Source organism: Streptomyces sp. NPDC050997, assembly GCF_040660135.1.
Classification (GTDB): domain Bacteria; phylum Actinomycetota; class Actinomycetes; order Streptomycetales; family Streptomycetaceae; genus Streptomyces.
Genome location: NZ_JBFAGK010000010.1, coordinates 162,509 through 180,929 on the forward strand (window position 1 = coordinate 162,509; position 18,421 = coordinate 180,929).

General features: G+C 70.4%; 18 protein-coding genes. 5 read left to right on the top strand and 13 right to left on the bottom strand.

Annotated elements, in window-relative coordinates; genetic code table 11:
- Positions 1 to 51 precede the first annotated feature (51 nt).
- The 8 genes from hisF to hisD are packed head-to-tail and all read right to left on the bottom strand — an operon-like array spanning position 52 to position 5,804.
- Complete coding sequence (gene hisF, locus AB0H86_RS23580; RefSeq protein WP_362441998.1) at positions 52 to 807, bottom strand: imidazole glycerol phosphate synthase subunit HisF; 756 nt, start codon at positions 805 to 807, stop codon at positions 52 to 54.
- Positions 804 to 1,202 carry a RidA family protein gene (locus AB0H86_RS23585; protein ID WP_362442001.1) on the bottom strand — a complete coding sequence of 133 codons (399 nt, stop codon included), beginning with the start codon at positions 1,200 to 1,202 and terminating at the stop codon, positions 804 to 806. The genes hisF and AB0H86_RS23585 overlap by 4 nt, the downstream gene beginning before the upstream one ends.
- A complete protein-coding gene (priA, locus tag AB0H86_RS23590; protein ID WP_362442004.1) occupies positions 1,199 to 1,948 on the bottom strand; it encodes a bifunctional 1-(5-phosphoribosyl)-5-((5-phosphoribosylamino)methylideneamino)imidazole-4-carboxamide isomerase/phosphoribosylanthranilate isomerase PriA in 750 nt (249 codons plus the stop codon). Before priA ends, AB0H86_RS23585 begins: the two co-directional genes overlap by 4 nt.
- Entirely contained in the window at positions 1,948 to 2,604 is a 657-nt protein-coding gene (hisH, locus tag AB0H86_RS23595) for an imidazole glycerol phosphate synthase subunit HisH (RefSeq protein WP_362442007.1), read from the bottom strand. Before hisH ends, priA begins: the two co-directional genes overlap by 1 nt.
- A complete protein-coding gene (locus AB0H86_RS23600; protein WP_362442010.1) occupies positions 2,595 to 2,759 on the bottom strand; it encodes a hypothetical protein in 165 nt (54 codons plus the stop codon). The genes hisH and AB0H86_RS23600 overlap by 10 nt, the downstream gene beginning before the upstream one ends.
- On the bottom strand, positions 2,756 to 3,349 hold the full coding sequence (gene hisB, locus AB0H86_RS23605) for an imidazoleglycerol-phosphate dehydratase HisB (protein ID WP_362442013.1): 594 nt from the start codon (positions 3,347 to 3,349) through the stop codon (positions 2,756 to 2,758). Before hisB ends, AB0H86_RS23600 begins: the two co-directional genes overlap by 4 nt.
- On the bottom strand, positions 3,346 to 4,485 hold the full coding sequence (locus tag AB0H86_RS23610; RefSeq protein WP_362442017.1) for a histidinol-phosphate transaminase: 1,140 nt from the start codon (positions 4,483 to 4,485) through the stop codon (positions 3,346 to 3,348). Before AB0H86_RS23610 ends, hisB begins: the two co-directional genes overlap by 4 nt.
- A complete protein-coding gene (gene hisD, locus AB0H86_RS23615) occupies positions 4,482 to 5,804 on the bottom strand; it encodes a histidinol dehydrogenase (RefSeq protein WP_362442020.1) in 1,323 nt (440 codons plus the stop codon). Before hisD ends, AB0H86_RS23610 begins: the two co-directional genes overlap by 4 nt.
- 190 nt (positions 5,805 to 5,994) lie before the next feature.
- Between hisD and AB0H86_RS23620 the strand changes: the two genes are divergently transcribed.
- From AB0H86_RS23620 to ybaK, 4 genes are all read left to right on the top strand, one after another.
- Entirely contained in the window at positions 5,995 to 7,572 is a 1,578-nt protein-coding gene (locus AB0H86_RS23620) for an oxidoreductase (protein ID WP_362442023.1), read from the top strand.
- Positions 7,573 to 7,709: 137 nt separating this feature from the next.
- On the top strand, positions 7,710 to 8,816 hold the full coding sequence (locus tag AB0H86_RS23625; protein WP_362442026.1) for a hypothetical protein: 1,107 nt from the start codon (positions 7,710 to 7,712) through the stop codon (positions 8,814 to 8,816).
- Positions 8,817 to 8,827: 11 nt separating this feature from the next.
- Positions 8,828 to 9,568: an LON peptidase substrate-binding domain-containing protein gene (locus AB0H86_RS23630; protein ID WP_362442029.1), complete on the top strand. Its 741-nt coding sequence runs from the start codon at positions 8,828 to 8,830 to the stop codon at positions 9,566 to 9,568.
- A gap of 37 nt (positions 9,569 to 9,605) precedes the next feature.
- Positions 9,606 to 10,109, top strand: coding sequence for a Cys-tRNA(Pro) deacylase (gene ybaK / locus AB0H86_RS23635; RefSeq protein WP_362442032.1), 504 nt, complete (start codon positions 9,606 to 9,608; stop codon positions 10,107 to 10,109).
- Between the two features lie 180 nt (positions 10,110 to 10,289).
- Here ybaK and AB0H86_RS23640 read toward each other — a convergent pair whose 3' ends face one another.
- The 4 genes from AB0H86_RS23640 to AB0H86_RS23655 all read right to left on the bottom strand — a co-directional run bounded on the left by AB0H86_RS23640 (position 10,290) and on the right by AB0H86_RS23655 (position 14,253).
- Positions 10,290 to 10,994 carry an AAA family ATPase gene (locus AB0H86_RS23640; RefSeq protein WP_362442034.1) on the bottom strand — a complete coding sequence of 235 codons (705 nt, stop codon included), beginning with the start codon at positions 10,992 to 10,994 and terminating at the stop codon, positions 10,290 to 10,292.
- A gap of 34 nt (positions 10,995 to 11,028) precedes the next feature.
- A complete protein-coding gene (locus tag AB0H86_RS23645) occupies positions 11,029 to 11,850 on the bottom strand; it encodes an ABC transporter permease (RefSeq protein ID WP_362442037.1) in 822 nt (273 codons plus the stop codon).
- 81 nt (positions 11,851 to 11,931) lie between these two features.
- Positions 11,932 to 12,897, bottom strand: a complete 966-nt coding sequence (locus AB0H86_RS23650; protein WP_362442040.1) for an ABC transporter ATP-binding protein — start codon at positions 12,895 to 12,897, stop codon at positions 11,932 to 11,934.
- 132 nt (positions 12,898 to 13,029) lie between these two features.
- The gene (locus tag AB0H86_RS23655; RefSeq protein ID WP_362442043.1) at positions 13,030 to 14,253 is read right to left on the bottom strand and encodes an NYN domain-containing protein; all 1,224 of its coding nucleotides are present in this window, start codon (positions 14,251 to 14,253) and stop codon (positions 13,030 to 13,032) included.
- A 222-nt stretch (positions 14,254 to 14,475) separates the two neighbouring features.
- On the opposite strand from AB0H86_RS23655, the gene AB0H86_RS23660 reads away from it, so the two are divergent.
- Positions 14,476 to 14,640, top strand: a complete 165-nt coding sequence (locus tag AB0H86_RS23660) for a hypothetical protein (protein WP_362442045.1) — start codon at positions 14,476 to 14,478, stop codon at positions 14,638 to 14,640.
- Positions 14,641 to 14,731: 91 nt separating this feature from the next.
- Here the strand turns inward: AB0H86_RS23660 and dnaE are convergent, their stop codons facing one another.
- The gene (dnaE, locus tag AB0H86_RS23665) at positions 14,732 to 18,268 is read right to left on the bottom strand and encodes a DNA polymerase III subunit alpha (protein ID WP_362442047.1); all 3,537 of its coding nucleotides are present in this window, start codon (positions 18,266 to 18,268) and stop codon (positions 14,732 to 14,734) included.
- Positions 18,269 to 18,421: the final 153 nt, after the last annotated feature.

Genomic DNA, 18,421 nt, shown 5'->3' on the forward strand with positions numbered 1-18,421 from the left:
GGGGCTCGCATCGAAGCCGGCGACGTCAACCGACGGCGTCGGTCGACAACGTCACCTCACCGGATGTCCCGACTCCCGCAGCACGTCCTTGACCTGCCCGATCCGCAGATCACCGAAGTGGAACACCGACGCCGCGAGCACCGCGTCCGCACCCGCCGCGACGGCCGGCGGGAAGTCCGCCAGCTTGCCCGCGCCGCCGGAGGCGATCACCGGGACCGTCACATGCTTGCGGACGGCGGCGATCATCTCCAGGTCGTAGCCGTCCTTCGTGCCGTCCGCGTCCATCGAGTTGAGCAGGATCTCCCCCGCGCCCAGCTCGGCGGCCCGGTGCGCCCACTCGACGGCGTCGAGGCCGGTGCCCTTGCGGCCGCCGTGAGTGGTGACCTCGAAGGAGCCCGACTCGGTACGGCGAGCGTCCACCGACAGCACCAGCACCTGCCGGCCGAAGCGCTCGGCGATCTCGCGGATGAGGTCGGGACGGGCGATCGCGGCCGTGTTGACGCCCACCTTGTCGGCGCCAGCCCGCAGCAGCTTGTCCACGTCCTCGGGGGTCCGGACACCGCCGCCGACCGTCAGCGGGATGAACACCTGCTCGGCGGTGCGGCGCACCACGTCGTAGGTCGTCTCGCGGTCGCCCGAGGAGGCGGTGATGTCCAGGAACGTCAGCTCGTCGGCGCCCTCGGTGTCGTACACCTTGGCCATCTCGACGGGGTCGCCCGCGTCGCGCAGGTTCTGGAAGTTCACGCCCTTGACGACCCGGCCGTTGTCCACGTCCAGGCAGGGGATCACTCGTACGGCGAGGGTCATGCCGCTCCCTCTCCTCGGAACGCCTCCACCTCGACCTCGACGACCAGACTGGGGTCCACGAAGCCGGAGACGATGATCATGGACGCGGCGGGCCGGACGGCGTCGAACAGCTCCTTGTGAGCGCGTCCGACGTCCTCCACGTCCCGGGCGTGCGTGAGGTACAGGCGGGTCCGCACGACGTCCTCGCGGCCGAGCCCCAGTTCCCCGAGCGCCGCGAACGCGACCTTGAAGGCGTTGACCGTCTGCTCGTACGGACCGCCGCCGGCGATCTCGCCGTCCACTATCGAGGTGCAGCCGGAGACCAGCACCAGACCGTTGGGCAGTTCCACCGCGCGGGAGTACCCGAAGGTCTCCTCCCACAGCGCGCCGGTCGTGACGCGTCGCAGTTCGCTCACTGGGCTACCGCCTCCAAGGCCTCTTCGAGGGTGAACGCCTTCGCGTACAGGGCCTTCCCGACGATGGCGCCCTCGACACCGAGGGGCACCAACTCGGCGATGGCCCGCAGGTCGTCCAGCGACGACACACCACCGGAGGCCACGACCGGCCGGTCCGTCGCCGCGCACACGTTCTTCAGCAGCTCCAGGTTCGGGCCCTGCAGCGTGCCGTCCTTCGCGATGTCGGTCACCACGTATCGAGCGCAGCCCTCCTTGTCGAGGCGCTCCAGCGTCTCGTAGAGGTCGCCGCCGTCGCGGGTCCAGCCGCGCCCGCGCAGGGTCGTCCCCCGTACGTCGAGACCGACCGCGATCTGGTCGCCGTGCTCGGCGATGACCTTGGCGACCCACTGAGGCGTCTCCAGGGCGGCCGTGCCGAGATTCACCCGGGCGCAGCCGGTGGCCAGGGCGGCGGCCAGCGTGGCGTCGTCGCGGATGCCGCCGGACAGCTCCACCTTGACGCGCAGGTCCTTCATGCGCTCGGCGACCTCGCCGATCAGGGCGCGGTTGTCGCCGGTGCCGAACGCGGCGTCCAGGTCGACCAGGTGCAGCCACTCGGCGCCCGAGCGCTGCCAGGCCAGGGCGGCCTCCAGCGGGGAGCCGTACGAGGTCTCCGAGCCGGACTCGCCGTGCACGAGCCGGACCGCCTGGCCGTCACGGACGTCCACGGCGGGGAGGAGTTCGAGCCGTCCTGAGGGGTTCGAAGACATCAGAGGGTTCCGATCCAGTTGTTCAGCAGCTGCGCTCCGGCGTCGCCGGACTTCTCGGGGTGGAACTGGGTGGCCCACAGGGCGCCGTTCTCCACGGCGGCCACGAAGGGCTTGCCGTGCGTCGACCAGGTGACCAGCGGGGCGCGTATCGCGGGGTTCGTGGTCTGCAGGCTCCAGTCGTGCACGGCGTAGGAGTGCACGAAATAGAAGCGCGCGTCCGCGTCCAGGCCGGCGAACAGCTCGGAGCCGGTCGGCACGTCCACGGTGTTCCAGCCCATGTGGGGCACGATGTCGGCCTCCAGCGGCGCGACCGTGCCGGGCCACTCTTCCAGGCCCTCGGTCTCCACGCCGTGCTCGATGCCGCGCGCGAACAGGATCTGCATGCCGACGCAGATGCCCATGACCGGACGGCCACCGGACAGCCGGCGGTCGATGATCCAGTCCCCGCGAGCCTCTTTCAGGCCCTTCATGCACGCGGCGAAGGCACCGACGCCCGGCACCAGCAGGCCGTCCGCGTTCATGGCCCTGTCGAAGTCACGCGTGATCTCGACCTCGGCTCCCGCGCGCGCGAGGGCCCGCTCGGCGGAACGGACGTTGCCGAAGCCGTAGTCGAAGACGACGACCTGCCGCCTCTTCGCGGGGCTGCTCAATTCCACACCTCCAGCCTCATGACACCGGCCACGAGACACATCGCGGCGGCGATGGAGACCAGCACGATGAGGTTCTTCGGCATCTTCTGCTTGACGAAGGAGTAGATGCCGCCGAGGAGGAAGAGCCCGAAGACGATCAGGATGGTGGACAGCCCGTTCACAGCGCGCCCTTCGTGGAGGGAAGGATGCCGGCCGCGCGCGGGTCACGCTCGGACGCGTACCTGAGGGCCCGGGCGAGTGCCTTGAACTGGCACTCCACGATGTGGTGCGCGTTGCGCCCGTAGGGCACGTGCACGTGCAGCGCGATCTGGGCCTGGGCGACGAACGACTCCAGGATGTGCCGGGTCATCGTGGTGTCGTACTCGCCGATCATCGGTGCCATCTTCTCGGGCTCGGTGTGCACGAGGTAGGGGCGGCCGGACAGGTCGACGGTGACCTGGGCGAGGGACTCGTCCAACGGGACCGTGCAGTTGCCGAAGCGGTAGATGCCCACCTTGTCGCCGAGCGCCTGCTTGAAGGCTGCTCCCAGCGCGAGGGCGCTGTCCTCGATGGTGTGGTGCGAGTCGATGTGCAGGTCGCCCTCGGTCTTCACGGTCAGGTCGAACAGACCGTGCCGCCCGAGCTGGTCGAGCATGTGGTCGTAGAAGCCCACGCCCGTCGACACCTCGACCTTGCCGGAACCGTCGAGATCGATCTCGACGAGGACCGAGGTCTCCTTGGTCACTCGTTCAACGCGGCCTACGCGGCTCATGCGCTCTGCTCCTTCGGGGTTGTGGCGGTGTCCCCCACACAGCTCACCAGTTCACGGACCGCGTCGAGGAACGCGTCGTTCTCTTCGGGGGTTCCGGCGGTCACCCGCAGCCAGCCGGGCACACCGTTGTCCCGGACCAGGACACCCCGGTCGAGGATCTTCCGCCACATCACATGCGCGTCGTCGAACCGTCCGAACTGCACGAAGTTGGCGTCCGACGCGGTGACCTCGTAGCCGATCGCCAGCAGTTCGGTGACCAGCCGGTCCCGCTCGGCCTTCAGCTGCTCGACGTACCCGAGCAGTGTGCCGGTGTGCTCCAGGGCGGCCAGGGCGGTCGCCTGGGTGATCGCCGACAGGTGGTAGGGCAGCCGTACGAGCTGGACGGCGTCCACGACCGCCGGGTGCGCGGCGAGATAGCCGAGGCGCAGGCCGGCCGCTCCGAACGCCTTGGACATCGTCCGCGAGACGACGAGGTTCGGCCGGCCCTCGATGAGCGGCAGCAGCGAGTCGCCGTGGCTGAACTCGATGTACGCCTCGTCGACCACGACCATCGAGGGCTTCGCGGCCTGCGCGGCCTCGTACAGCGCGAGGACCGTCGCCGGCGGGACCGCGGTGCCGGTGGGGTTGTTGGGGGTGGTGACGAAGACGACGTCGGGCCGGTTCTCGGCGATGGACTTCTCGGCGGCGGCGAGGTCGATCGTGAAGTCGTCGTTGCGGGGGCCGGAGATCCAGCCCGTGCCCGTGCCGCGCGCGATCAGGCCGTGCATCGAGTACGACGGCTCGAAGCCGATCGCCGTACGGCCCGGTCCGCCGAAGGTCTGCAGCAGCTGCTGGATGACCTCGTTGGAGCCGTTGGCCGCCCAGACGTTGGCCAGGCCGACCGGGTGGCCGGACGTGTCCGTCAGGTATTCGGCGAGCCGCGTGCGCAGCTCCACCGCGTCGCGGTCCGGGTAGCGGTTGAGGTTCCTCGCCGCCACGCGCACCCGCTCGGCGATCCGCTCGACCAGCGGCTCGGGCAGCGGATAGGGGTTCTCGTTGGTGTTCAGGCGTACGGGGACGTCCAACTGGGGCGCCCCATAAGGGGTCTTGCCGCGCAGTTCGTCCCGCACGGGGAGATCGTCGATTTCGAAGCTCACTTGCTCGTTGGTACCTTCCACCCGAACCTCGCCTTGATCGCCGCGCCGTGCGCGGGCAGATCCTCCGCCTCCGCCAGCGTGACCACATGATGCGCCACGTCGGCCAGCGCGTCCTTCGTGTAGTCGACGATGTGGATGCCGCGCAGGAAGGACTGGACGGACAGGCCCGAGGAGTGGCAGGCGCAGCCGCCGGTGGGCAGGACGTGGTTGGACCCGGCGGCGTAGTCGCCGAGCGAGACCGGCGCCCAGGGCCCGACGAAGATCGCGCCGGCGTTGCGCACCCGGCCGGCCACCGCGACGGCGTCCGCCGTCTGGATCTCCAGGTGTTCGGCGCCGTACGCGTCGACCACCCTGAGGCCCTCGTCGATCCCGTCGACCAGCACGATCGCGGACTGCCGGCCGTGCAGCGCGGGGACGATCCGGTCCTCGACGTGCTTGCTCGCGGCGATCTGCGGTTCCAGTTCCTTCTCGACCGCGTCCGCGAGCGCGACGGAGTCGGTCACGAGCACGGCGGCGGCCAGCGGGTCGTGCTCGGCCTGGCTGATCAGGTCGGCGGCGACGTGCGCCGGGTCGGCCGTGTCGTCGGCGAGGACCGCGATCTCGGTCGGGCCGGCCTCGGCGTCGATGCCGATCTTGCCGGTGAAGTAGCGCTTGGCGGCGGCGACCCAGATGTTGCCGGGGCCGGTGACCATGTTGGCGGGCCGGCAGGACTCGGTGCCGTACGCGAACATCGCGACGGCGGTCGCGCCACCGGCGGCGTACACCTCGTCGACGCCGAGCAGGGCGCAGGCGGCGAGGATCGTGGGGTGCGGCAGCCCGTCGAACTCGGCCTGCGCCGGGGAGGCGAGCGCGATCGACTCGACGCCGGCCTCCTGCGCGGGCACCACGTTCATGATCACGGAGGACGGGTAGACCGACCGGCCGCCGGGCGCGTACAGCCCGACCCGTTCGACCGGGACCCATTTCTCGGTCACCGAGCCGCCGGGTACGACCTGGGTCGTGTGGGTCTCGCGCCGCTGCTCGCGGTGGACGAGCCGGGCGCGGCGGATGGACTCCTCCAGGGCCGCGCGCACGGCCGGGTCCAGCTCCGCCAGAGCCCGGGTGAGTGCCTCGGCCGGGACCCGGACCGACGCCAGGCGCACCCCGTCGAACTTCTCCGTGAAGTCGATCAGTGCCGCGTCGCCCCGATGATGCACGGCCTCGCAGATCGGACGCACCTTCTCCAGGGCGGCCTGGACGTCGAACTCGGCTCGGGGCAGCAGGTCGCGCAGAGCGGGGCCCTCCGGAAGGGCGTCGCCGCGCAGATCGATTCGGGCCATAGGGAAATGTTGCAGCACGCGGTCAATTCTCTCAGACCGGGATCGGGCACTGTCCGCGCGTATCAATGGCTGATACAGATCCCGGAGGAAACCCGGAAGATCGCCTTCACGTTGAGCGTTCGGGGTGTCACCCAGCGGGCATGAACCGTTGTACGGGACAAGGAAACGCCACTGAGGAGGAAGAAGACTGGTGACCGAGGGGGCCGGCGTCAGGGACGGGGAACCGCCGGACGATCTGACCGCCGTCGAGGCCGGGATGTGGCAGGCCTTCCGCAACGGCAGCGCGTACGACCTGAGCAGCGGCGACACCGTCGTCGACGATCCGCACGGCGGCCATCCCTGGGGCCCCGACCGGACCGTGCGGGCACGGATCGTGTGCTGGCTGCTGCTGGACGGCCCGCCGGCGCTCGCGGGCCGTGTGTCGTCCCTGAAGCTCGCCGGGGTGCGGATCAGCGGCACCCTGGACCTCGCGGGCGGCACGGTGGTGCCGTACCTCGAGATGCGCGGCTGCCGGTTCGACCGGGACGTGCTGCTGCCGGAGGCCCACTTCACGACCGTGCGGCTGGTGGACTGCTCGGTGCCGCGCCTGGAGGCCGCCCGGGTGCGCACGGAGGGCGACCTGCATCTGCCGCGCTGCCGCTTCCACAACGGCGTACGGCTCACCGACGCGCACATCGGCACGGATCTGCTGATGAACCAGGCGATCGTCCACCGCGACCGCAGCGGCCGTTCGATCGCCGCCGACGGCCTGACCGTCGGCCAGGACCTCCAGGCCGAGATGCTGGAGTCGCACGGCGAGCTGAGCCTGCGCAGCGCCAAGATCGGCGTCTCGCTGAGCCTGCGCGGCGCCCGGCTGGTCAACCCGTACCAGCGGCTCGCCCTGAACGCCCCCCAGCTGACCGTGGAGCGCTCGCTGTACCTCACCCCGGCCGGTGTCGGCGGCATCCAGCTGAGTGGCGCGACACCCGCGCGCGGGACGCGCATCCAGCGCTTCGAGTGCCAGGGCGGGCTGCGGCTGGACGACGGGCGGTTCGGGGACGCGGTCGACCTGGAGCGGGCCCGGTTCACCCTCACCGACGAGCAGGAGCTGTCGCTGCGCCGCGTGCAGACGCCCGAGCTGCGCTTCCTCGGGGAGCGGCCGGCCCGGGGCATGGTGGCGCTGTCGGGGGCGCGGGTGGTCAACCTGATGGACCGGGCGGACGCCTGGCCGGGACCGGGCCGGCTGCACATGGGCGGCTTCAGCTACGAGAACCTGGTGCCGCGCGGCCCGTTCCCGCTGAACGAACGGCTCGAGTGGGTGGCGGCGGCGACCGCCGAGTACAACCCGGAGCCGTACGAACGGCTGGCCACCGTGCTGCGCGCCGGCGGCGAGGACGAGGACGCGCGCGAGGTGCTGCTCGCCAAGCAGCGCCGGCGCCGCGAGAGCCTGCCGATCGCCGCCAAGCTGTGGGGGTACGTCCAGGACTGGACGGTCGCCTACGGATACCGGCCGGGCCGGGCCGCCGTATGGATGGCGGTGCTGTGGGCGGCGAGTTCGGTGGCCTTCGCGCACGCCGACCATCCACCGCTGAAGAGGGGCGAGCATCCGCCGTGGAACCCCGCGCTGTTCGCCCTGGATCTGCTGCTGCCGGTCATCGACCTCGGCCAGGTCGGGTTCTGGCAACTGCGCGGCGGCTGGCAGTGGCTGGCCGCCGCGATCATCCTGCTGGGCTGGATCCTGGCGACGACGGTGGCGGCGGGCGCGACGCGGCTGCTGCGGCGCAATTAGAACCTTGTGAAACGAGAGGGGCGGATGGTGCCCTAGTTGTTGAATGGTCACCATTTTGCCTTCCCTTGACCTCGGCGCGTACAACTTTCCGCGAGTTGGCCGTTCCCGCTGGCGTCCGCGTGACCTGCGGTCTTTCAATGGTCGACACCATGGCTCTACTCCCCCCGTTCATCCGCGCCTCGCGGATCCCCCGGAAACCCTCGTGCCTCGCCCGCGAATTGCCCGCCGACGACGAGGTGCTGCTCGACGCGCCCGACGACCGGCTGGGTCCCGCGCTGGTCGCGGCCGCTCAAGGCGAGTACGCGGCCGCGTCCGCGCTGCTGACCGCCACCCGCGCCAGCGCGGACTGGGAGAACCGGGACCGCTACGCGCGAAGACTCGCGGCCTTCGCCCGCTCCCGCGACGAGTGGTACGAGGCCTGGCGCACGGCCGCGCCGCACGACCCGGACGCGCTGCTGGTCGGCGCGCAGCTCGCGGTGGATCGCGTCTGGCGGTCGCCGGCGCGGGCGGAACTGCTGCGTGAGGTGAGCCCGTTGATCACGGCTGCCGCGCACGGCGACCTCCGCGATCCGGTGCCGTGGCGGATCGCGCTGGACCACGCGCGCGGCTCGAACGCCGGACACAAGTACTTCGAGGAGCTGTGGGAGGCCGCGGTCCGCCGCGCCCCGCACCACTACGGCTGCCATGTCGCGGCCATGCGGTATCTCGCCTCCTCCTGGCAGGGTTCCCTCCCCGCCTGCTTCGACTTCGCCGAGCTGGCCGCGCAGGACGCCCCGGCCGACTCCCTCGTCCAGGCGCTGCCAGCCCGGGCCGCCTTCTCCTGCCTGACCGACGGTCAGACCGACGGACCTGGCGACGGACCGGCCGACAGTCCGGCGGACGGACCGGCCGACGGCCGCGGCCCCGAGGTGCCGCGGGAGCGGCTGGACGCGGCGGCCGACCGGGCGATCGCGCTCTCCGCCCGCTTCCCGGCGGCCGACCCTTGGCCCGCCGAGGTGCGCAACAAGCTGATGTACGTCCTGGTACGGCTGGAGCGCTGGACGGACGCCGCAGAGCAACTGCGCCAGATCGGCCCGTACGCCACCTCCTTCCCCTGGGAGCGGTTCTCCGACGATCCGCTCGCCGGGTTCCTGGAGATCCGCTACGAGATCTGGGACCGGATCCGGGACGAGGCCCGTCGCCGGACCACTTCCCCCCATCCACGAAGTGAGCACGGCGAACGTGCCCGCCCCGGCGACCACTAGGCTCTTACGTCGTGACCACCGTGCGGCTCCCGCTCTTCCCCCTGAACTCTGTGTTGTTCCCGGGGCTCGTGCTTCCTCTGAACATCTTCGAGGAGCGCTATCGCGCCATGATGCGCGAGCTGCTGAAGACCCCTGAGGACGAGTCACGCCGATTCGCCGTCGTCACGATCCGCGACGGCCACGAGGTGGCGACGACCTCACCCGGACTGCCGGACCAGACGGCCGTACCCGAGCGCGGGCCGGCGGCCGGCTTCGGCGACGACCCGATCAAGGCGTTCCACGGCGTCGGATGCGTCGCGGACGCGGCGACGGTGCGGGAACGGCCCGACGGCACCTTCGAGGTGCTGGCGACCGGCACCACGCGGGTGCGCCTGCTGTCCGTCGACGCCTCGGGCCCGTTCCTGACGGCCGAGCTGGAGGAGCTTCCGGAGGATCCGGGCGACGAGGCGGGGGCGCTGGCCGAGGGGGTGCTGCGGTCCTTCCGCCAGTACCAGAAGCGGCTCGCGGGCGCCCGCGAGCGGTCCCTGGCGACCGGCGCGGACCTGCCGGACGAACCGTCCGTGGTCTCGTACCTGGTGGCCGCCGCGATGATGCTGGACACCCCGACGAAGCAACGCCTGCTCCAGGCCCCGGACATCGCGTCCCGGCTGCGCGACGAGCTGAAACTCCTTCGCTCGGAGACGTCGATCATCCGTAGTCTGCCGTCGTTGCCCGCGTCGGAGCTGACGCGCGGCCCGATGAGTCTCAACTGACGCACGACCTCCGGGAAACAGGCGGGATCAGGCCGCGATGGCGAAGAAGACGAAGAAGCAGCAGCAGACGGGCGGCACCCCCGCGACGGTGGCCCTGACGGCCGCCGGGATGTCGTACACGGTCCACTCCTACGACCACGACCCCTCCCACCCGTCCTACGGCGAGGAGGCGGCCGAGGCGATGGGCGTCTCCCCGGAGCGGGTGTTCAAGACGCTGGTGGCGGACGTGGACGGGGCCCTGACGGTCGCGGTGGTCCCGGTGGCGGGCCAACTGGACCTCAAGGCGCTGGCCTCGGCGGCCGGCGGCAAGCGCGCCACGATGGCGGACCCGGCTCTCGCCGAGCGCACCACGGGGTACGTGCGCGGTGGCATCTCCCCGCTCGGCCAGCGCAGGAAGCTGCCCACGGTCCTCGACGCGTCGGCGTCCGCCCACCCGACGATCTGTGTCTCGGCGGGCCGCCGCGGCCTGGAGGTCGAGCTCTCCCCCGCGGACCTGGCCGCCCTCACGGACGCGGTGATGGCCCCCATCGGGCGTGCCTGACCTCTCGACGAGAGGCCCCTCCTCGGTTAAGCAGAAGGGGCATGTCGAAGAAAACCAGAAAACGCAGATGGCGCGTCAAGAAGGGCCGCTCCAACCACGGCAGGCGCCCGGCCTAGGGCCGGCCGGACGCCTGGTCCGGCCGGCCTAGGAACGGCTGGACAAGGGCGCGGCACAGTCCGGTCACGCCGGCGGGGCTCCGTACGGATCCTTCGGGACGGGGCCCTGCTCATAGGGACCCTGCGGCTCCGGATCCCGCGGCCCGAACAGGGCCGTCAGGCCCAGATGCACCACCAGGGCCGTCAGCGGCCACGCCAGCAACGCCCCCTTGGCTCCCAGCTTCAGCGGCGCCGAGAAGGTGACTCCCTTGCCCGCGGACTTCGCATGGGCGATCACGTCCTGGGCCGGCCCGAGCCACACGCCGAGCCGCCAGGCCAGCAGCGATCCCAGCAGCCCGCCGAGGCCGAGCGCCACCACCAGCGGTACTCCTCCGCGCCGTCGCAGCAGGAAAACGGCGAGCGCGCTCACCGCCCCGAAGGCCAGCCCCAGCAGAGTGAACGTTCCGTCGACACCGACCGCCTGCTCGCCCTCGCTGTCCTTCAGGTAGACGACCCAGCTCTTGTCGACCACGTCTCCCGTCAGCGGGACGTGCGGGGCCAGCCACCACCACAGCACGCCCAGCAGCGCCCCGGCGAGCGCCACCGCCACCGTGATCACGGCGGCCTCCCGCACTTCGGTCTTCATCCCGGGCCCATCCTGTCCGTACAGACCGTGCGCGCCGTACGACGCGTCCGGCACGGAAGCCACATACCCGGGAGGCGACCCCTGCCACGCACTGTGCGCGGGCTGTTCATGGGGCGACGGAGGAGGAGTCAACGGTGCGGTCACTATGACATCGTGCCAGGCCGGCCTGTGCGGCGCGTCACCGGACGGCCGCCCGACGGTACGCCCAGGTGGCGACGGCCAGCGACACCACGCCGACTCCGCCGCAGACGGCGAGATCCCCGAGTACGAAGGCCCAGTCGGGGTGCGGTCCGAAGGTACGTGCGAAAGCCTCGACGCCGTATGTCGACGGCAGCAGATCACGGGTGAACCGCACCGCCTCGGGCATCCGGTCCGCGGGCAGGACCCCCAGCAGCAGCGCCGCCGACATACCGAGCTGCCCGAGCAACGTGGCCAGTTCCGGACGCGGCGCGAGCAGCCCGAGCGCGGCCCCGAGCCCGGCGAGCGCGGCACCCGCGAGCGGGATGACGGCCACGAGGACCCACAGGTGCGCCACCGGCAGCCCGAACAGCACACAGCCGAACACCGCGGTCACCACGGTCCCCGGGACGGTGAAGGACGCGTACGCGCCCGCCGCGCCCAGCACCACCGCCGCCGGCGGCACCGGCAGCGTGGCGTAGTGGTCCAGTCCGCCGCTGGCCCGCAGCTGCCCGAAGTACTGCGCGAGCAGGTTCAACGCGACGAAGGCGACGACCAGCACCGACGACCCGGCCACCACCGCCTGCGCCTCACCGCCGCCGTCCACGACCCCGCGCATCAGGATCATGATCCCGATCGACTGGAAGGTCGCCACGAACAGCAGCGGGATACGCGCGACCCGCGCCCGGGACAGCTGCGCCCGGTACACGGCCACCAGCGCCGGCCACAGCCGCGCGCGGGGACCGAGCTCGGCCGCTTCCCGGACCGGCTCCTGAACGGCCTGGGCACTGCCCGGCAGAACCTCGGCGGGTACGACACTCACCTCGTGCGGCTCCCCTCTCTCGGTCTCACTGCGGCAGTCGTCCTGTTGGTTACGGATGCGACGGTTCGCGCACTCAAGTGTTCACGCCTTCACCAGCCCCTGCTGCGCGGCACCGCCCAGGGCCAGGTACACGTCCTCCAGGCTGGGCGTGGCGAGCGTGAAGTCGTCCAGCGCGGCGAACGCGGACCCGCCGGTGACGGTGGCGACGACCGCGCGGGCCTCCTCCGGGGCGAGTCTGAGCGTCCAGCGGCGCCCCGACTCCACGACCCGGTCCCGCAGCGCGGCGACCTCGGGGACGTGCAGCGGAGCCGTCTCGCGCCACACCAGGTCGACCCGTACCTCTCCGGCGACCTGTTCCTTGAGGCCGGTGGGGGTGTCGCAGGCGATCACCCGGCCCCGGTCGAGGACGGCGACCCGGTCGAGGACCGTCTCGGCCTCGATGACGTTGTGGGTGACGAGCAGGACGGTCGCGCCCTGTTCGGCCCGGCGCCGGTCGACGGCGCCCCAGACCGCGCGGCGCGCCACGGGGTCCATGCCGGTGGTCGGCTCGTCCAGCACCAGCAGCGGCCGCTGCCCCACCAGCGCGGCCGCGAAGCAGGCCAGTCGGCGCTGCCCGCCGGACAGCTTCCTGAGCGGCCGCCCGGCGAGCGGCGTGAGGCCCAGCTCGTCCAGTACGGCGTCCCGCTCGGCCCGCGCCCGTCCCGCTTCCAGTCCGCGCAGCCGACCGGTGGTCTCGGCGGCGAGGGACACGGTGAGGTCGTCGAGGGCGGAGGACTCCTGCCCCAGGTAGGCGAGGATCCGGGCGGCCCGCTCCGGGTGGCGGACGATGTCGTGTCCGAGGATCTCGACACTCCCCCGGTCGGGCCGCATCAGCCCGGTCAGCTGCCGTACCAGGGTGGTCTTCCCGGCACCGTTCGGCCCGAGCAGCCCGAAGATCTCACCGCGCCGGATGTCCAGGCGTACGTCGTCGGTGGCTCTCACCTCGGATGTCGCGGGAACGCCGCGCCGGCCCCGTACCGCCGGATAGGTCTTGGTCAGCCCGCGCACGGCGCATACGACATCACCACTGTGCCGAAGTGCCGGTGCCGCGCGCGTACTCACAAGGGACGAGACTACGGGGTCCGCCGCCCCGGCCGGTTTCCGGGTCGGCCCATAACGGGAATTCCAGCGGTAAGGACCTCACTCGCCCGCGGGCGCGTGCTCCGGCGTCGTCCGTACGTCGATCTCCCGCCAGAACCCGGCCCGGATGGCGTACCGGTCGTGCTCGTCGATCTGGTCGTCCTTGTGGGCGAGCAGCCCGAAGCGGGCCGCGTACCGCAGCAGCTCGCCGTCGATGCGGTGCGGGACGCGCGGATACATCCCGGACAGTTTCTGCAGGTTGCTCCCGTGGTCCCCGAGCCGTCCCATCCACCGCCGTGCGAACACCTGTCCGACCTCGAACGGGTCCCCGCCGACGGTGGTGATGTCCTCCTCCCGGTCGGCCCACCGCTGCTCCGCCGTGGTCAGCTGCGCCAGCGTCGGCATGGACGCCACCTCGGCAGGTTCGGAGGCGACGCCGGGCCGGTCGACCCAGCCCTTGTCGGAGGACCAGCGCAGGGTCGCGGACGGGGGCGGCTGGGCGGGCTGGACACCGGGTGCGCGCAGCGCGGCCAGGTCCTTCGGCGTGGGTACGCCCTTCGGGGCCGGCGCCCGCTCCTCGGTGCCGTTCTCCGAGGAGCCGGCCGCCGAGGCGTGCTCGGTCTCCTCGGCGGGCCGCTCGGCCCCCGAGGACAGCCCGGACTCGGGCAGCGGCGCCGACAGGATCGCGGCGATCTCGGGCCGCGGCACGGGCGGCGGCGCGCAGACCCCACCGAGGTCCTTGGCGCGTACGGCCTTGGTGATCCACGTACGGTCGAGCACGCGCCGCTCGTCGGCCTCGGCGACCAGGTCCTCGGACTGGTTGTAGTCCCCGTCGGCGGCCTGCACGGCCCACAGGTGTACAGCGACCCCGTGCTCCTTGGCCGCCATCATGCCCGGGAGCAGATCGCCGTCCCCGGTGACCAGGACGACGTCGGAGCAGGCGCGGTTGCGGGCCAGCTCGGTCAGCTCGGCGTGCATCGCGGCGTCCACGCCCTTCTGGGCCCAGCGTCCGTCGCTGCGGGTCAGGGCGCCGAGCCGGACGGTGACCCGGGGCATCACGCGCAGTCTGCGGTGTTCGGGCTGCGGGACGCGGTCGGGGGCGCCGTCGAACCAGTAGATGCGCAGCAGCGGCCGTTCCGTGTCGGACTCGGCGCGTTCGCGCAGTCCCTGGATGAGGGCGGCGTGGTCGACGGTGATACGGGATCGCGAGGGCTCTCCGGCGAGGAGACTGGCGGCGGCCCCCAGCAGATACCCGGCGTCCACCAGGACGATGCAGCGGTCCACACGACTCACCCTCTTCCCGGGAGGTTTGCTTCGGGCTTGCTTCGAGTCTGCCCGACCACGCGGGGGTTAACGGCCCGAACTCGATCTTCGGCGTGGCGTTTCGACTTCTCGTGCTCCGACAAGCCCTGTCACAGACGGTAATTATCCGACATGCGCTCTTTGTCAGCCTATGTGAATCTGGTCCCGGCCCTGGCACCTAGATCCCCCACAGGAGGCAGCACCATGGCCAAGAACAAGAAACAGGACCGTAAGCGGCCCCAGACCGAGCGCGGTCAGCAGGCGGCCCACCAGTCGTCGATGGAGACGCCGGCCGAGCAGCACGCCACGCAGATCACTCCGGGTGACGTGGCCCGCAAGGGGCGTCAGAAGCGCTTCGGTCACAACTGACATCTGTGTAACGGGTTGTTGATGCCCAGGTACACACCGAGGGGCGCATCCGCGACCGGATGCGCCCCTCGCACACATCAAGAGCCTGCCGTCAGCCCGCCAGGCAGGACGGCCCCAACAGCACCTTCAGGTCGCCGAACAACGCCGGGTCGGGCTTGACCCGGTGCCGGTCCAGACGCAGCACGGTCGTCTTGCTCGGGCCCTGAAGCTTGATCCGGACCTCGCTCTCGCCCTTGTGGTGACTGAGGATCTCACCGAGGCGGCTGACCATGGGCGGAGTGACCCGGGTGGCCGGGATGGTGAGGATCACGGGCGCGTTGGTGCCCGCGTTCGACAGGTCGGGCACCTGGAGTTCCATGGCGACCAGGCGCGGCACGTCCTCGCGCTTGTCCAGGCGGCCCTTCACGAACACCACGGCGTCCTCGACGAGTTGGGTCGAGATGAGCTGATAGGTGGCCGGGAAGAACATGCACTCGATGGAACCGGCCAGGTCCTCCACCGTGGCGATGGCCCAGGCGTTGCCCTGCTTGGTCATCTTGCGCTGGAGGCCGGAGATGATGCCGCCGATGGTGACGACCGCGCCGTCCGAGTGCTCGCCTCCGGTGAGCTGGGCGATGCCGGCGTCCGCCTTGTCGGACAGCACGTGCTCCAGACCGAAGAGCGGGTGGTCGGAGACGTACAGGCCGAGCATCTCCCGCTCCTGGGCGAGGAGATAGGTCTTGTCCCACTCGTCGGTGGTGAACTCCACGTCGAGGCCGAAGCCGGGCTCGTCGCTCTCCTCCTCGCCGCCTCCGAAGAGGTCGAACTGTCCTTCCGCCTCCTTGCGCTTGACCGCCACCACGTTGTCGATCATCGGCTCGAAGTGCGCGGTGAGGCCCTTGCGGGTGTGCCCCAGGGTGTCGAAGGCGCCCGCCTTGATCAGCGACTCCGTGGTGCGCTTGTTGCACGCGACCGCCTCGACCTTGTCGAGGTAGTCGGGGAAGGAGCCGTACTTGCCCTTGGCCTTACGGCTCTTGATGATCGACTCGACCACGTTCGTGCCGACGTTGCGCACGGCTCCCAGGCCGAAGAGGATCACGTCGTCGCCCTGCGCGGCGAAGTTGTGCAACGACTCGTTGACGTTCGGCGGCAGCACCTTGATGCCCATGCGCCGGCACTCGTTGAGGTAGACGGCCGACTTGTCCTTGTCGTCCTTGACCGAGGTGAGCAGCGCGGCCATGTACTCGGCGGGATAGTTCGCCTTCAGATACCCGGTCCAGTACGAGACCAGGCCGTACGCGGCGGAGTGCGCCTTGTTGAAGGCGTAGCCGGCGAAGGGGACCAGCACGTCCCACAGGGACTGGATCGCCTCGTCGCTGTAGCCGTTCTTCCGGGCGCCCTCCTGGAAGAGGACGAAGTTCTTCGCCAGTTCGTCGGGCTTCTTCTTGCCCATCACCCGGCGGAGGATGTCCGCCTCGCCGAGCGAGTAGCCGGCGATGATCTGGGCGGCCTTCTGCACCTGCTCCTGGTAGACGATCAGGCCGTAGGTGACCGCGAGGACCTCTTCGAGGGGCTCCTCCAGCTCCTTGTGGATCGGGGTGATCTCCTGGAGCTTGTTCTTGCGGAGCGCGTAGTTGGTGTGCGAGTCCATGCCCATCGGGCCCGGACGGTAGAGCGCGGAGACGGCGGAGATGTCCTCGAAGTTGTCGGGCTTCATCAGGCGCAGCAGGGAGCGCATGGGGCCGCCGTCGAACTGGAAGACGCCGAGGGTCTCACCACGCTGGAGCAGTTCGAAGGTCGTCGGATCGTCGAGCGGCAACGAGAGCAGTTGGAGGTCGACGCCCTTGTTGGACCTCACCATCTTGACGGCGTCGTCCATGATCGTCAGGTTGCGCAGGCCGAGGAAGTCCATCTTCAGCAGGCCGAGCGACTCGCACTGCGGGTAGTCCCACTGCGTGATGGTCACGCCGTCCGTGTGCCGCACCCAGATCGGGGCGTGGTCGACGATGGGCTCGCTGGACATGATGACGCCGGCGGCGTGCACGCCCATCTGCCGGACCAGGCCCTCGACGCCCTTGGCGGTGTCGATGACCTTCTTGACGTCCGGCTCGTTCTCGTACATCGCGCGGATCTCGCCGGCCTCGCTGTAGCGCGGGTGCGAGGGGTCGGTGATGCCGTTGAGGTCGATGCCCTTGCCGAGGACGTCGGCGGGCATCGCCTTGGTGAGGCGGTCGCCCATGGCGTACGGGTAGCCCAGCACGCGCGCGGAGTCCTTGATGGCGTTCTTCGCCTTGATCTTGCCGTACGTGCCGATCATGGCGACCTTGTCGGCGCCGTACTTCTCCGTGACGTACCTGATCACCTCGACGCGCCGACGCTCGTCGAAGTCGATGTCGACATCGGGCATGGAGACGCGCTCGGGGTTGAGGAACCGCTCGAAGATCAGGCCGTGCGGGATCGGGTCGAGGTCGGTGATGCCCATGGCGTACGCGACGATCGAACCGGCCGCGGAACCACGGCCCGGACCGACCGCGATGCCCTGGTTCTTGGCCCACATGATGAAGTCGGCGACGACGAGGAAGTACCCCGGGAACCCCATCTGGATGATGACGTCCATCTCGTACTCGACCTGCTTCTGCCGGTCGTCGGGGACGCCGCCCGGGAAGCGGCGGTTCATCCCCAGGCGGACCTCCTCCTTGAACCAGGTGATCTCGGTGAAGCCCTCGGGGATGTCGAACTTCGGCATGAGGTTTCTCGCCTCGAACATGCCGGCGGTGTCGATCTGCTCGGCCACCAGGAGGGTGTTGGCACAGCCCTCCTGCCAGGCGTCCGAGGAGTCGATGGCGTACATCTCGTCCGTGGACTTCAGGTAGTAGCCGGTGCCGTCGAAGCGGAAGCGGTCCGGGTCGGAGAGGTTCTTGCCGGTCTGGATGCACAGCAGCGCGTCATGGGCGGTCGCCTCGTGCGCGTACGTGTAGTGCGAGTCGTTGGTGACCAGCGGCGGGATGCCGAGCTTCTTGCCGATCTCCAGGAGGCCGTCGCGGACCCGGTGCTCGATGTCGATGCCGTGGTCCATCAGCTCCAGGAAGTAGCGGTCCTTGCCGAAGATGTCCTGGTACTCGGAGGCGGCCTTCAGCGCCTCGTCGAACTGGCCGAGGCGCAGCCGGGTCTGGAGCTCGCCGGAGGGACAGCCGGTGGAGGCGATGAGCCCCTCGGACCACTGGCTGATGGTCTCCTTGTCCATCCGGGGCCACTTCTGCAGCCAGCCCTCCGCGTACGCGTCCGAGGAGAGCTTGAAGAGGTTGTGCAGGCCCGTCGAGTTGGCCGCCCAGATCGTCTTGTGGGTGTAACCACCCGAACCGGAGACGTCGTCCCGCTTCTGGTGCGGCTGACCCCACTGGATCTTGCGCTTGTTGCGACGGGACTCGGGCGCGACATACGCCTCGATGCCGATGATCGGAGTGACCCCGGACTTCTTCGCGGTGTGGAAGAAGTCGTACGCCCCGTGGAGGTTGCCGTGGTCGGACATGGCGATGTGGGACATGCCCATCTCGTTGCACGCGTCGAACATGTCCTTGAGCCGCGCGGCACCGTCCAGCAGCGAATACTGGGTGTGGACGTGCAGGTGCGTGAACGGCGGCTTTGACACGGTTTCGGCCTCCAATTGATCGGGGCGGCGCGAAGCGCCTCGTTGAGGGATGGTGGTCGGGTGACGGGCGGGCAGGCGTCGACAAGATCCCCACGGGCGGCGAAACAGTCTGGGGGACAGCGTCGAAGTCTATGCCTCGGCACTGACACCCGG